14 protein-coding genes are annotated in these 13,815 nt (G+C 61.0%); 8 read left to right on the forward strand and 6 right to left on the reverse strand.

The features are described from left to right. Positions 1–3 precede the first annotated feature (3 nt). Complete coding sequence (locus V1293_RS34060) at positions 4–1,494, reverse strand: DUF4153 domain-containing protein (RefSeq protein ID WP_334515955.1); 1,491 nt, start codon at positions 1,492–1,494, stop codon at positions 4–6. 289 nt (positions 1,495–1,783) lie between these two features. On the opposite strand from V1293_RS34060, the gene V1293_RS34065 reads away from it, so the two are divergent. Then, a complete protein-coding gene (locus V1293_RS34065; RefSeq protein ID WP_334515957.1) occupies positions 1,784–3,085 on the forward strand; it encodes a glycoside hydrolase family 3 N-terminal domain-containing protein in 1,302 nt (433 codons plus the stop codon). Positions 3,086–3,122: 37 nt separating this feature from the next. On the opposite strand, the gene V1293_RS34070 is transcribed toward V1293_RS34065, so the two are convergent. The 3 genes from V1293_RS34070 to V1293_RS34080 all read right to left on the reverse strand — a co-directional run bounded on the left by V1293_RS34070 (position 3,123) and on the right by V1293_RS34080 (position 5,564). Continuing rightward, positions 3,123–4,313: an OpgC domain-containing protein gene (locus V1293_RS34070; RefSeq protein ID WP_334515959.1), complete on the reverse strand. Its 1,191-nt coding sequence runs from the start codon at positions 4,311–4,313 to the stop codon at positions 3,123–3,125. A gap of 171 nt (positions 4,314–4,484) precedes the next feature. Beyond that, a complete protein-coding gene (locus tag V1293_RS34075; RefSeq protein WP_334515961.1) occupies positions 4,485–4,757 on the reverse strand; it encodes a hypothetical protein in 273 nt (90 codons plus the stop codon). Between the two features lie 168 nt (positions 4,758–4,925). Next, positions 4,926–5,564 (reverse strand): S24 family peptidase, encoded by a 639-nt coding sequence (locus V1293_RS34080; protein WP_334515963.1) that lies wholly within the window; start codon positions 5,562–5,564, stop codon positions 4,926–4,928. Between the two features lie 130 nt (positions 5,565–5,694). Between V1293_RS34080 and V1293_RS34085 the strand changes: the two genes are divergently transcribed. From V1293_RS34085 to V1293_RS34095, 3 genes are read left to right on the forward strand one after another with little or no spacing between them, the layout of a single operon-like run. Beyond that, a complete protein-coding gene (locus V1293_RS34085) occupies positions 5,695–6,231 on the forward strand; it encodes a GcrA family cell cycle regulator (RefSeq protein ID WP_334515965.1) in 537 nt (178 codons plus the stop codon). Continuing rightward, complete coding sequence (locus V1293_RS34090) at positions 6,228–6,398, forward strand: hypothetical protein (RefSeq protein WP_334515967.1); 171 nt, start codon at positions 6,228–6,230, stop codon at positions 6,396–6,398. The genes V1293_RS34085 and V1293_RS34090 overlap by 4 nt, the downstream gene beginning before the upstream one ends. A gap of 48 nt (positions 6,399–6,446) precedes the next feature. Beyond that, the gene (locus V1293_RS34095) at positions 6,447–7,022 is read left to right on the forward strand and encodes a DUF6456 domain-containing protein (protein ID WP_334515969.1); all 576 of its coding nucleotides are present in this window, start codon (positions 6,447–6,449) and stop codon (positions 7,020–7,022) included. Here the strand turns inward: V1293_RS34095 and bamA are convergent. Beyond that, entirely contained in the window at positions 7,003–9,267 is a 2,265-nt protein-coding gene (gene bamA / locus V1293_RS34100; RefSeq protein ID WP_334515970.1) for an outer membrane protein assembly factor BamA, read from the reverse strand. The two genes, V1293_RS34095 and bamA, sit on opposite strands and share 20 nt — an antisense overlap. Positions 9,268–9,540: 273 nt before the next feature. Between bamA and V1293_RS34105 the strand changes: the two genes are divergently transcribed. After that, complete coding sequence (locus V1293_RS34105) at positions 9,541–9,933, forward strand: hypothetical protein (protein ID WP_334515972.1); 393 nt, start codon at positions 9,541–9,543, stop codon at positions 9,931–9,933. Continuing rightward, the gene (locus tag V1293_RS34110) at positions 9,896–10,642 is read left to right on the forward strand and encodes a hypothetical protein (RefSeq protein WP_334515974.1); all 747 of its coding nucleotides are present in this window, start codon (positions 9,896–9,898) and stop codon (positions 10,640–10,642) included. The genes V1293_RS34105 and V1293_RS34110 overlap by 38 nt, the downstream gene beginning before the upstream one ends. A 21-nt stretch (positions 10,643–10,663) precedes the next feature. Here V1293_RS34110 and V1293_RS34115 read toward each other — a convergent pair whose 3' ends face one another. Beyond that, positions 10,664–12,217 (reverse strand): winged helix-turn-helix domain-containing tetratricopeptide repeat protein, encoded by a 1,554-nt coding sequence (locus V1293_RS34115; protein WP_334517034.1) that lies wholly within the window; start codon positions 12,215–12,217, stop codon positions 10,664–10,666. Between the two features lie 143 nt (positions 12,218–12,360). Between V1293_RS34115 and mddA the strand changes: the two genes are divergently transcribed. Together mddA and V1293_RS34125 are read left to right on the forward strand one after the other, a co-directional pair. Then, the gene (gene mddA / locus V1293_RS34120) at positions 12,361–13,146 is read left to right on the forward strand and encodes a methanethiol S-methyltransferase (protein WP_334517035.1); all 786 of its coding nucleotides are present in this window, start codon (positions 12,361–12,363) and stop codon (positions 13,144–13,146) included. Positions 13,147–13,183: 37 nt separating this feature from the next. Next, a complete protein-coding gene (locus tag V1293_RS34125) occupies positions 13,184–13,606 on the forward strand; it encodes a GFA family protein (protein WP_334515976.1) in 423 nt (140 codons plus the stop codon). Positions 13,607–13,815: the final 209 nt, after the last annotated feature.

Here is a 13,815-nt window from a genome sequence, read left to right on the forward strand (position 1 = left end):
GTACTAACCTGTAGTCGAATTCTTTGGTAGGGCGTCCAGGCTGCGCTGGAGCCGCCAGCTCCGGAAGCCCCAGCTGCGCCAGGACGCAATCTCTCCCCGTTGCTGTTCTACAAGGCAACCACGGCGGGAAACAAGAGCGGGATCGAACCCGCGAAGGGCAATGGCCCGGTCGATGGCCGGCAATGCCTGTGGCCCGAGGGAAAACAGATAGTTCATGTCGATCCATACGCCCGTGCCGGCGGCTTCGCGGCTATGGCTGACATTGTAGTCGGCGACGATGGCGGCGAAATTGACCAGCGAGCAGACGTAGAGCGTTGCCGTCAGGGTGATGAGGTTGGCGCGGATCAGCCAGTCGTTCGAGCGGTTGAGAGCGATGCGGGCGACGATGAGCACGAGTCCAAACGCGACCAGCACCATCCAGATGAAAGCCGCGACGCGCCACCAGGTCAGCAGATAGATTTGAACATAGAGATCGAGGCGGAGGATCGATGACAGCACCAGCAGGACATTTTGCGCCACCCATAAAAAGACCAGCGGCCGGATCACCCTTGATTGCTCGGCTGGCCCACCGGGCCTCATGGCGGCCAGAACGAAGCCCGCCGCCAATAGCGCCGTGACAATGAGGGAATAGGCGCCGCGATGCGCATACGAAGCGTAACTGATATCGGCGGGCAGGGTCGCATTGCCCCAGAGATAGGCCACGTCGAGAACGGATTGAACGGCGAACAGCAAATTGAACAGGATCAGCGAACGCAGGATCGTCGCAACACCGAAGAAGTCGTTTCGGCCCGATGGCATTCCCTGCGCCAGTGCCGCCGCTTCGGTTAAACCTGCTGGCATTTCCCGCTTGCCGCTCCACCGGACGTGGATGAAGGGCCATACGATCGACAGCGCCACGGTCCAAAACAGTACGCGTCCGAGGCTCACGTAGGAAGCGGTGTTGCCCGGGTTCAGCAGACTGATCCACATTTCGAGCAATGGATTGGCCGATACCAGCAGAAACACGAAGATGCCGCTGAGAACGATGGGAATGAACCACACGGCAAACCCGGTCCTCAGTGCCGGCAGATTGCATGCAGCGACGGCTTCGCGGAAAAATCTGAACGGGCCGACCAGATAAAGATCGCATAACGCCGCGGCTCGCTCGCCGAGACGAGGCCGATCGCGATTGGTTGTCAGCAGCAGGCCTGCGCCGGGCGCCAGCACCATGAAGGTCAGCGACGCGACGTTGAATTCCTCGATTGCGGGGACGAGTGCTCCCAGCAGGAGAGCGCCCGCCGGCAGCACCTGCTTTCGGTTCAAGGTTGCGAGGTTGGCGAGCAGCGAGCCGCAGGCTATGGCGACCGCAAAGATGGCGGCCGATATTCCGATGACGTGTCCGTAGAACAACCCGTCGGCCAGCGCCGCCAGCGCGAGAACAATTGCTGCTTTGACGGGAAAGGTGCCTTGCTGAACGGAGCCGGCATTGAACGCCGGCGCAGTGAAATCGGCCATTCTTGCGCTACCTGTCTGAAGAGGAAAACTGCAAACCAGCTTCGTGGTGGGAGGCTGGCATAGCCACCAACCGTCGTTAGCTAGTCGTGTGGGAACAGGCATTCGATGATCGCCCCTGATTTGCAGGCCGAACTATCCGACGCCGTCGTGCAGTTGCTTGGAGCACCCTCAGCAAGAGTTCAGGATTCTTATGCAGTTTCCGTGCAGACGCGCTTATGCGCTCGCGCATGCCGGGCAAGTTTGATACGGGCAATCGTCTCGTCCCGTCTCCGCAAGCCCCATCTGCTCCATGCAACTCCTCAAGCGTATCGGCATCATCCTCGTCTGGCTCGCCGGACCAGTCTTCATTTTCGCAGCCGTCAACAAGAACGACCCCTATCTGATTTCGCTGCGGGGGCCGGGAAACATTGTTCTAGCGGCAGCGAGCGTCATCACCGTCGTCCTCCTCATCCACCGCGGCTATTGGAGGCGGGGCATCGCCGGACGGTTGCTCATTCTGTTGTGGTGCCTGCCATCGCCGGCGATGCTTGGGGCGCATGCTTCGTTTGAATGGCGCAAGCGGAACGTCTTGCAAACCGATGCCGCACAGGCGCGAAGCCTTGGGCGACACTTCATCGTGGGGTACTCGTCATTCCCGGAGGTCGCCGTTCTGGCGGAGAAGGGCCTGATCTCCGGCGTCTATATCACCAGGCACAACGTCGTGGGATCGTCGGCGGCGCGTCTGAAGGAAGAGATCTCGGCGCTGCAGGAAAAGCGGCGAGCGGCCGGCCTGCCGCCCCTGATCGTCGCCGCCGACCAGGAAGGCGGCATCGTATCGCATCTGGCGCCGCCCTTGACCAAGTTGCCGGCGCTATCGACCCTTGCAGGCCTTGCTCCGGACGTCCGCGCCGAGAAGGCGGAGGCGTTCGGGCGTACGCACGGGCAAGAGCTGGCGGCGCTTGGCGTCAACCTGAACCTTGCGCCGGTGCTGGACTTGCGCCCCGAGATGAAGCGCAACCGGCTCGATTTCAATACGCTGATCCGCTACCGCGCGATTTCCGATGATCCGGCTGTCGTCGCCGATATCGCGCGGGCCTACGTCAACGGGCTGGAAGCGTCAGGCGTCGGCGCGACGGTTAAGCATTTTCCAGGGCTCGGACGCGTGCGAACCGATACCCATCATTTCAGCGCCGAGCTGGATACGCCACTGGACGAACTCGAAGCGTCGGACTGGATTCCCTTCAGGAAGGTGCTCGCGAATTCGAAAGCCCAACTGATGATCGGGCATGTGACGCTGGCCTCAGTTGATCCGGACCGTGCGGCGTCGCATTCCAAACGGGTCGTCGACGGCATCGTTCGCAAGAAATGGAATTATCAAGGCGTCGTCATGACCGACGACCTCGTGATGGGGGCGATCTATCAACGCAATGTCTGTACGGCGGTGGTCGAGGCGCTCAATGCCGGTGTCGATCTGCTGCTGGTTGCCTTCGACGGGGCGCAGTTCTATCGCATCTTTAGCTGCGCCGTGGTTGCGTCGGCCGAGGGAAAGCTCGACGCCGCGATGTTGGGCGACAGTGAGATGCGGCTGAAAGGGGCTTTCCCCCTGGATTGAGGGGGCGATACGGGGCGCGGGGAAAAACCGGCGCGAATTATTTGGCGAACCGGCCTTCCTCCGGTAGCCCTGTCATTGCCTGGGTCCGGAATGCGGGCTTGTGATCTTGCCGTTTGGACCACGACACATAGTAGGCCACGCCCGTCATGATCAAAATCCCGGCAAAGCTGACCAGTACATGCATGGCGAGCGAATCCGGGCCCGTGATCAGGACAAGGTGTCCGGCAAACGAAAGAAACACCCCGGCGCAAAACACCGCCAGCCACTCCTGGCCGCATTTGATGGCCGGCTGCAACATCTGCCAGCGAAATCCGGACCAGTCGCGCGGCACCATGTAGGCAAACAGAAAAGCCAGGGCGAGAAAGTGAACCACCCTGTGAGGGGCAAGGTTTCCCTTGTCGTTGGGAAGAAAGGCGTCACGCAGGAGATCCGGGACGATGCCGCCGGCCTGGGGAAACTTCCCTGCCACCGTCACTGCCAGCGCGAAGAGCAGGTACAGCCATGCTGCGACGCGCAGGACCAGAAGCTCCTGAAGCGTACGCAGGGTGCGCATTTGATTCATACCGCTCAATGCCAGCCAGCCGCCGAGCACAAACAGGAGTTGCCAGCAGAACGGGTTGAGATGCCACCGTCCATCCGGAAACGAAGACAGGTTCCAGTCGAACTGACGGGCAGCGAAATAGAGACCGACCGACCCCGCCATGGTGACATTCGGCCGGCGCACCATGCCGAACAAAACGAACGGGAAGATCGCCATCAGCACGATGAATAGTTGCAGCACTTCGAGGTTGAGCGGCTTGGCTTGCAGCAACAGCCCGTGAATCAGCGTCCGGATCGTATGGTCGACGATCCCCGTGACGTTGAAGTCGCCAATGAGCTCGGATGCACGCGACCTGCGCGCGACATATCCGATCAGATCGATATAGATCACGAATAGGACGATATAGGCCGCGTAAAGCTGCCACAGCCGCTTGAAGATGCGGGTTGCCGTCACGACGAAGCCCCGCTCCAGCATCATCCTTCCATAGAGGATCGCGGCGGTATAGCCGCCGACGAACACGAACAGGTCGGTGGCGCCGCTGAATCCGAAATTGCGCATGGTCAGCAGGCTGACCGCGTTGTGCGGGACGTGATCCAGAAAGAGAAACCAGGCCGCGATGCCGAGCAGGAGACAGAGTCGGAGATCGCCGTCGCGCGCAGCGAGCTCAGCCTTCATTGACGGATACATTGTGGGTTAAGAACTTTGCACGTCGGAGGAATCGAATCGCGAGTCTAGCGCGACTGTCCGCTCAGCCGGAATAGACTTTACGTGAAGAATAATTAAGCAAGTTGTCGGCGATTCAAGTCTGCCCAACAATCACAATGTTTTGAGGGAATAGCGCGGCGCGGTCGAACATGGTCACGCCCGCTCGTGTTTGCGCAAGTCGCGGATGTGATCGAACTGGCTGGCTTGCAGGTCGGCGCCCGCCGCGCCGATCTCGGGCAGGGCCTCGTTGAGAATCTCGGCGGTAATATCCTCGACCGAGCAATCTGCGATCTCATGGATGAAGCTGATATTGCTGTATTCACCCGACGCGATGCGGGAGATGACCTCGCGCCTTGTGATTTCCGGGTCGACGATGGCCTCGCGACCGCGGCGGCCGTAGTCGATCATCACGACGAAATACTGCATGCTGGCGATCTGACCTCATCCCGTGCGCCGGAATCGACGATAGGCAGTATTTCTGAAAATCGGAAAATAGTCAAGTAAAATTCGGAAAAACAGAAATCGTACCGCGGCGGATAGTGCAATCGCGGGCATCGACAGAATCGGTTGATTCGAGAAAAGCGACGGCGATTGCTATTTATCCGGCGTGCGGCCGCCCGTACCCCTCGTCGCCTTGCGTGTCCGGGCCGCCGCCTTGTTACGCAATCGCTCAATCTGGCCCCTGGGCAGGGTGACGCAGATCTCGCCGATCCATTCCAGCTTTACGCCGGTGATCGGCTTGGCATTGAAGCTCGTGAGATTGACCGAGGTCGAAGATTTTCCTCGCTCGATCGTCTTCAGATAACGCTCGCCGGTCTTCAGGCGAACGGCGGCTTCCTCGCCGTAGAAACTCGACAGCGGATGGCGTTGCTCACGGTAGACGACAATAATATCGCCATTTTCGTACTTGGGCAGCATGGAATCGCCGGAGACCTCGAAGGCGATGGTCTCTTCGGCGATCGGGAAGGGCAGTTCGACCTCGCCAAGGCCTTCCGGCGGCACCTGCTCGTGCTCCGGCTCGATCGAGGCGCCGGCGCCGACGCGGCCCATGATCGGCACCGAGTTCAGTTCGAGATACTCCATGATCGGCGCGATTTCGGACGCCTTGATCAGGCGTATCCCGGACAGGATCTCGGAAACCGCGCCAGGGCGGACGCCCATCGCGGTGGCCAATCCACCCTTGGTCTTGCCCGGCTTCTCCAGGCCCCGTTCGATCAACCTGATGTCCAGCATGGTCAGACCTTTTCGAATTTCAGAAACGATAGCAGTTCCGATTATCCGAAATCAAGCTTGACTTTTATTTCGGAATATCAGAAATTGATGGTCCGGCGTCGGGCGGCGTTGACAAGTGCAAGGACAACAAATGGAACTGTCGAACTGGGCGCCCGAGCACTCGGACGCGCTGCGGGACTTTATTGCCAAAGGCATGTCCTATTCGGAGGCCGCGCAAGCGATCAATTCTCGGTTCAACACGTCTTACTCCCGCAGTGCCGCGCTCGGGCGCGCCCGGCGCCTGGGGCTGACGGCGGACGAGCGCCCCAAACCGTCGATGCCCGCCAAGCCTGCAGATTTGCGCGACATCGGAGTGCCGCGTGCCAGCGATTTCAAGGCGTCTGCGCTTCCCTGGCCGACGGCACCGGTGTTCAAGGAGATCAAGCCGGTCAAGCTGCGCTGTGTGGCGATCGAACCGCTGCATCTCTCCCTGATCGAGCTGGAGCGCGGCGACTGCCGCTATCCCTACGGCGGCGATGAGGAGGGCGAGACCATCACTTTCTGCGGTCATCCGCGCCGCCCGGGTTCGAGCTATTGCACGCCACATTTTCATTTGTGTCGCGATCCGGTAGTGCCGGCTGAGCGCTCGGCGAGCACGGTTTCACTGCGCGTGGTGGAGGCAGCATGAAGAACACTGCTGTCACATGGGTGGCCGACAGGCTGAAACGGCTGCCGCGCCGCCATCGGATCGCTCATCTGCAAGCGCTGATCGGGCTTCAGCCGGTGGGCTGCGGCCGCCGGGACGAATTGTCCGAACTGCTGCACGAAGAGATAGCGGACGCATCAATCGAATAGATTTTCCGGTCGAAACCGAATTCCCCTGTTTTCATGGAGTCCATTCAGATGCCGAAAGCCAAACGCCGAAAGCCGTACAATCCCGCCAAGGCACATGACCGAAGGTCCCGCGATTTGTTACGCAATGCCGAAGTCGCTACCGTCGAGGTCGATAATCCCCTGGCGGTGGAGCCGGGCGAGAAGATCATTGCCCTGCGTTCGATCCGCAATGATCCGCTCGCTCGCCTGCATTCCCACCGCCAGATCGACGAGGCGCAGTATCAGGCCGGGCGTGCGTTCCAGAGCGACTGGGAGAAGGCCGAGCGCGGGCCGCGCGCGGTCGATCCGACCCGGGAATATGTCGATGGCGGGCAGAGCCGCGAACCGATCACCGAGGGCCAGCGCAAGGCTGTGCTGCGGTTGAACCGGGCCGAACGCGAGCTGGGCGCGGACGGCTCGGCGCTGGTGCATGACGTCCTGGTCCAGGGTCTGACCATGGAGCAGATCGGCCAGCGGAGGGGCCTGTGTACCAAACGCTGGAGCGACTATTTTTCAAGACGATTCCGCGAATGCCTCGATCGGCTTGCGCTGTTGTATGGATTCGCGACGGAGCATCCTGTCCCCGTCAAAACCCACCCGCGCTGAATCGCAGCGGCTGCACTACGTCGTAGGCAGCCTTGCTTAGCGGTATGGCGTAGTCGACGGTCAATGCGCCGAACGGCGAGGCCCAGGTCAGGCCTGCGCCGACCGACGAGCGAACGATGTTCTTGTTGGCCACCTGAAGAGATGCGGTCGATCCGCTGTAGCGAAATACGCTGCCGGTGTCGACGAAGGCCGTGGCCCTGAGGCCGTATTCATTGGGCACGCCGGGGATCGCGCTCTGCAGTTCGGCGGTCGTTGCCCAATATGCGCTGCCGCCGACATTATCCATCGTGGTGCCCGCCGTCAGGTCGCGTGGGCCGAATCCGTTGGGGGCAAATCCACGCACCATGGTCGGGCCGCCAAAGAAATTGTTCATCAGCGGCACCTGCTGGCCGCCCCAACCGGTCACATAGCCGCCCTGGGCGCGAACCATGCCAACCAGGTCGCTGTTGATCGATTTGTAGTAGCGCACGTCTTCCGTCGTCTTCAGGAATTTCACGTCGCCGCCAAGTCCCGCCAGATCCTGGCTGAGCTGCGACTTGATTCCGCTGGTCGGGCTCTTTGCGTTGTCCAGCGTGCTGTAGGTCGTCGTACTGCCCGGGGCGGAGACCCAGGTCGGACCGGCGGCGGCTGCCTGCCGAACGGCCAGCGAAGGCGTCAGGCCCGAAGCGTTCGGCGAAAGCGTGACGTTCTGGTTGTAGATCGAGTAGCGCCACTGCACGCCGAGTTGCTCGTTGATCGGCGTCCCCAGCTGCAGTCTCGCGCCGTAGGTGGTGGTGCCGTAGGATTGGTAGCTGTTGGCGTCGCTTTGGCGGCCGAAGAGTTCGATGCCTGCCGCGACCTTGGTGCCGAGAAAATAGGGTTCGGACGCAGCCAGATCGATCCCGCGCGCATATTGGCCGTAGGTGAAGGCCGCCTGGACGTTCTTGCCCGTGCCATAGAAATTGCGATCGCCGACCTTGACCTCGACGAGCGCGCCATCGGTGGTCGAGTAACCGCCGGCGACGTTGAAATCGCCGGTCGCCTGGTCAACCGCCTCGACATCGAGGATGACATGATCCGATGCCGAGCCCGGCCTGTTCGATATTTTCACCGATTTAAAGTAGTTCAAATTCTTCAAGCGTCGTTCGGCCCGGTCTATCAGCGTCTTGTTGTAAGCGTCGCCTTCCGCGATGTCGAATTCGCGCCGGATCACGTATTCGCGGGTGCGCGTGTTGCCATGGATTTCGATCCGTTCGACATAGGTGCGAGGCCCCTGTTCGATCACGAAGGCGACGTCGATACGTTGCGCGGTGGCATCGTGCGTGAGGTGAGGGGTCGCCTGGGCAAAGGGATAGCCGAGCTTTGCCATTTCGATCGCCAGCAACTCGGTGCTCTTGTCCAGAGCGTTGCCGTCGAACACCGCGCCTGGGTGGGCAGTGGGGAGGGCGCGAAGCTTGTCGCAATCCATGCCCGGGACGTTGCATCCGACGCTGACCTCCCGGAAGCGATAGAGCGGGCCTTCGTCGATTGCGAAGCGCAGCGTAAAACCCTTTGCCGTCGGATCATATTCCGCCTTTGCCGAGGAGATGCTGACATCGGCATAACCCTTGCTGCGGTAATAGAGCCGCAGCTGTTCCTGGTCTTGCGCGACGCGGTCGGGATCGTAGACGTTACCGCCAGTCAGAAAGCTCAGCATATGGGTGGCGGAGGTCTTGATCACGGCGCTGAGCTGGCGTTTGCCGAAGGCCTTGTTGCCCGTGAAGTCGATCTGTCGCACCGGAGTTTTTGCTCCCTCCGCTATGGCGTAGACGAGATCGACCCGGCCATTGCCGCGGTCAATGATTTGCGGATCGACGCGGACCTCGGCACGGCCGGCACGCCGGTAGGCCTCGATGATGCGGCCGACGTCGGCTTGCACAGTGGCGCGTTGCAGCGAGCCGCGCGGCTTCGATTCGATCGCCGCGACAAGGTCGGTATCCTTGACCTTCTTGTTGCCTTCGAATGCGACGCGGTCGAGCACAGGCGCTTCGGACAGGTGCACCACAAGCCGATCGCCGGCGCGCTCGATGGAAACCTTGTCGAACAGGCCGGTTGCGATCAGCGCTTTCAAGGCCGCGTCACGTGCGGCGTCGTCGAAAAGCCCGTCGGGCGTTCCGTGAAAGTACGAGCGTACTGTCTCGGCATCGACGCGGCGGTTACCTTCGACGATGATCGATGGTTGCGATGGCGGGGCGGTTTCGGCTGCGACCGATGTTGCGAAAATCAATCCGAAGGTGCCGGCAAGCCGACCAATGGCTAGCCCCGATCGGGACGATCGGTCGTGTCGCGTGATGCGTCTGATCTCCACGTCCCGCCGGACTCCTGTTGACCGGCTGCGATCGAATTGCCTGCGCGGGGCAAAAAAATGTCTTGGATAAGGTGAGTTGCGGGCCAAGTTATCGCCATTCGCCACAATTTTAACATCTTTTCTTAATGGGCGCTTTCTCAGAATTGTCGCAATGCCCGCTTCATGCTTCGCCATCGACGGAGCCCAAGACGCTTGCGCCAGAACCGCCGCATGCGTCTACGCTCGCAGGAGCATCACATGCGTTATGCAGCTTTCGTTGCCGCCGCGCTCATGCTGATTCAGCCCGCGCATGCAGAGAAGACGCCGGAGGTCGATCCGCGTGCTTCGCTCGGCGTGGTCCAGCAATGGATCTATAATTACCGGGCGAAGCCGGACTATGCCCATGTCCCGGCAGCCGTGCGCGTGCTGTTTCATTCGCAGACGTTCAAGGAACCGGAGAATGCCGGCATCTATCTCGGCTTTATCGCAGGTGCGATCGGCTCAAACCCTGCCAAGGGCCGAGCAGCTCATTGCAAGTTTCTTTCCAGTCCGACCGGAAGACGAATGGGTGATCGTTCGCGCCATCGCCTATTCGGGGTTGCCTGACTGGAGAAACGTTCTGCGCCGGGTAGCGCCACGAATGCCGGGCCGGCGGGTCATGGTCGATAGCTATCTCGCGGGCAAGCTGCCGACCTTGACTGACATCCCGCTGGAAGAGGTAAAACCCGGCATGATGGACAAGGTGCGCGGCGCCTTTACCAAAAATCCGTTCGCCAAGGACGAGCGGAAGCTGAACACGACACTGACATTCGCGAGCAACCAGGATTTGCTGGATACGCTTTGGGGCTACTATTTTGCGACCGGCTCGCATGCCCCGATCCAGCGCATCATCCAGATGCTGCCGTGGAGCAAGAGCCGCGACACGATCGACAAGCTGACGGTCGGAAGCATGGCGCGCTACACACTGGCGAGTTATGCGATCCGCGATGCCAGCTTGCGCGACTATCTCCGCGGCGAACTTGCCAGACAGCCGGCGGCGGTCAAGGCGCCGCTGGCCGAAGTGGTCGAGGCGGCGGACACGGTGCAAATCGCAGCCCTGCGCAAGGATGCGCTCGCCGCCGTGGATGAACTCAAGATCAAGGGCTCCGATAGCCGCCGCGACCTCAGCTTCTGGGGTCAGGTCGGGGTCGGCGCGGTCGCGCTCGGTTGCGTCTCTGCGGCGGCGCTGGGGCAGGTCGCGGTCGGCATTCCCTGTGTGATCGGCGGTTCTGCCTCGCAGGGATTGCTGTCGTTCTGGGAAAAGCAGCAGCAGTAATCCAGGACCTGTCGCCGCGGCTCATTCCAGCCCGGCGCGGCGAAAGCCTTCGAGATAGTGCTCGCGATCGGCGTCGTGCTTCCAGGGTAACTGCGTCGCGATCCAGGCGAGCGAAATATTGGGCTGGGTCCGACGCAACTCGTGAAGTGCAGTTCGGGCGAGTTCGATCTGGCCGGTCATGCCGGCTGCGACCGTCAGCACCCGATAGGCGCCGGTGAGGTCGCCGCGCTGACGAGTCGCCTCGCGCGCCAGTGCAATCGCTTCCTGATAGTTCCTGCCGACGAACTGGGCGTAGGCGGCAACGCCGTAATAGATCGCGGAAGAGGGATCGCGCGGGCTCTGGCGGATGGCGCGTTGCGTCGCCGCAAAGGCGTCCTCCCAGCGTCCGCTATAGGACAGGGCCAGGGAATAGTACCCCTGCGCCAGGGAGAAATTCGGGTTGAGCTGCAGCGCCAGTTCGAACTCAGCCAGCGAACGGTCGAGCCGGCGCGTCGAGAAATACACGCTGCCGAGCGCTGTATGCGCCCAAGCATCCTCGCTGTCGGCGGCAATCGCCGCCAATGCCGCTTGCTCGGCGACGGGCGCTGCAGTTGCAAGATCAGTCCAGCCCAGATGCACGCCGAACATATGGTTAGTCGCGAACAGGGCCAATGCCTGGCCGTAGTTCGGATCGACCGCAATCGCGCGTTCCAGCAGCGCCTGCGCGGCGAGGCTGTCGGGACGCGTCACCCGCCAGTGATGCGACAGTGCCCGCATCACCAGGTCCCAGGCGTCCACGCTGTTGGGCGGCTTGCGCCGGCTGCGAAAGTTCTCCGCTGCGTAGATCTGCGGCTCGATCGCCGTGACGATGGCGTCGGTAATCTCGTCCTGCACGGCGAAAACGTCGGTGAGGTCGCGGTCGTAACGCTCCGCCCAGATATGACTGCCCATTGCGGTGTCGTTGAGCTGCGCCGTAATGCGTACGCGGTCGCCGCTCCTTCTCACACTGCCTTCGACCACATAGCGTACCCCGAGCTCGGCGGCGATCTGCTTCATATGGACCGCCTTGCCCTTGTAGGTGAACGACGAGTTGCGCGCGATCACAAAGAACCAGCGCAATTTCGACAGCGCGGTGATGATGTCCTCGCTGATACCGTCGGAGAAATACTCCTGCTCGCGGTCGCCGCTCATATTGTCGAATGGCAGTACGGCTATTGCCGGCCGATCGGGCAGCGTCAGTCCCGAACGCATTTTTGCCTCTGCCTGTGAAGCGGCCTGCGCGTCGCATGGCCCGTTCACGGCGCCGACAAAGCGAACCCCTTTTCGCGGAATGGTGCGAATGAGCCGCTGTTCCTTGCCGTTGTCGCCGATCGCGTTTCGGGCGGCGTTGATCCGGCTGTCCAGCGTCGAGTCCGAGACGATCCGTCCTCCCCATACCAGCGCAATGAGATCATCCCTGCTGACGACGCGGTCGCGGCATTTCAACAGGTGAACCAGCAAGTCGAACACTTGCGGCTGCATCGCAATCATCTCGCCGCCACGGCGCAGCTCTCGAAGATCGGTATCAAGGATGTGGTTGTCGAAGTTGAATTTCACGTGCCCCATCGCATTCTTTCTCAAGAAACAATCAAGTCCGTCTCATGAAGAGATCAAGCGTCCGGCAAAGTCCTGGCGCCATACTCTGTGCATCCTGCCAAGCTGGGAGCTGCAATCCCACTTCCCGTAGCGGAGCCAATTTCATGACGGAAACCCAAGCCATTAGTCCGGCGATGCCGGGCAATCGCATATTAAGATTCACTGCATTTCTGTTCGGCGGTGTGGCCTATCTCACATTTCTGTTCACGATTCTGTACGCCATCGGCTTCGTATCGGGGCTCATCGTGCCGAAGGCGATCGATACCGGCGCGAAATCGGGGATATTCGAGGCAATTATCGTCGATCTCGCGCTGATGTCGTTATTTGCCATTCAACATAGCGTCATGGCGCGTAAATCTTTCAAACACTGGTGTACGCGGTTTATTCCGAGGTCTGTCGAGCGCAGCACCTATGTGCTGTGCGCAAGCCTGGCGCTTGTGCTACTCTTCTGGCAATGGCGTCCAATGCCGGCTGTGATCTGGAATGTCCAGGAGCCCGAAATGGCCATGGTGATTGCCACACTATCGTTCATCGGCTGGGTGATCGTGTTCACGAGTACCTTCATGCTCAATCATTTCGAGCTGTTCGGGTTACATCAGGTCGCCAGCAATCTCGCGGGCCGCAATATGCCGGCGCCGGTCTTCCGGACGCCGTTCCTCTACCGTTTTGTCCGGCATCCGATCTATCTCGGCTTCATCATCGCCTTCTGGGCGGCTCCGACGATGAGTGCCGGGCATCTGCTGTTCGCGGCGGTGACCACGGCCTACATCTTCGTCGGGATCATGCTCGAGGAGCGCGACCTCGTCGGCATGTTCGGTGACGAGTATCGCCGTTATCGGAAGCACGTTTCGATGCTGTTCCCGCTGTTCCCCTGGCGCAAGCTGAACTGACCAAACTCTCAATCGTCTGGAAGGAGACTGAAGAATCATGAAGCATACTGGAAGCTGTTTTTGCGGTGCGGTCGAGGTCCAGGTCACGGGTGCGCCGGAAGGAATGGGTTATTGCCATTGCCGTTCCTGTCGTTCGTGGTCCGGCGGGCCGGTAAACGCGTTCACCCTGTGGAAGCCGGAAGCGGTGCGAATCACGGCCGGGGCGCAACATGTCGCAACGTTCGAGAAGACGCCGATGAGCCAGCGCAAGTACTGCGCGGAGTGCGGCGGTCACCTGATGACCAATCACCCGACGCTCGGGCTGGTCGATGTCTTCGCCGCGACCCTCCCGACACTGCCCTTCACGCCCGGTGTGCACGTCAACTACGCCGAGACGGTGCTGCCGATGCAGGATGGGCTGCCCAAACTGAAAGATTTTCCCGCCGAGCTTGGCGGGTCCGGTGAGGTGATCATCGAGTAGGAAAAAGCAGGCTTGCATCGAAGCAACGGCGCGGCGAACGTTGTTCGCGGCGGCAGCTTATCGATGTGGCGCCGCTCGACTCCCGGCCGCCCGGGGCGGGCGGCGTTTTTTGGGGCCGTCACGGTCGCGTCCAGACCTGCAGCTTGGAGGCGAGGGCAGTGCGGCGACCCCGTGTGCCGTCCTAAGAGCTATGTCAGCGGCATGTCCCG

It is taken from the genome of Bradyrhizobium sp. AZCC 1693, assembly GCF_036924745.1.
GTDB lineage: Bacteria > Pseudomonadota > Alphaproteobacteria > Rhizobiales > Xanthobacteraceae > Bradyrhizobium.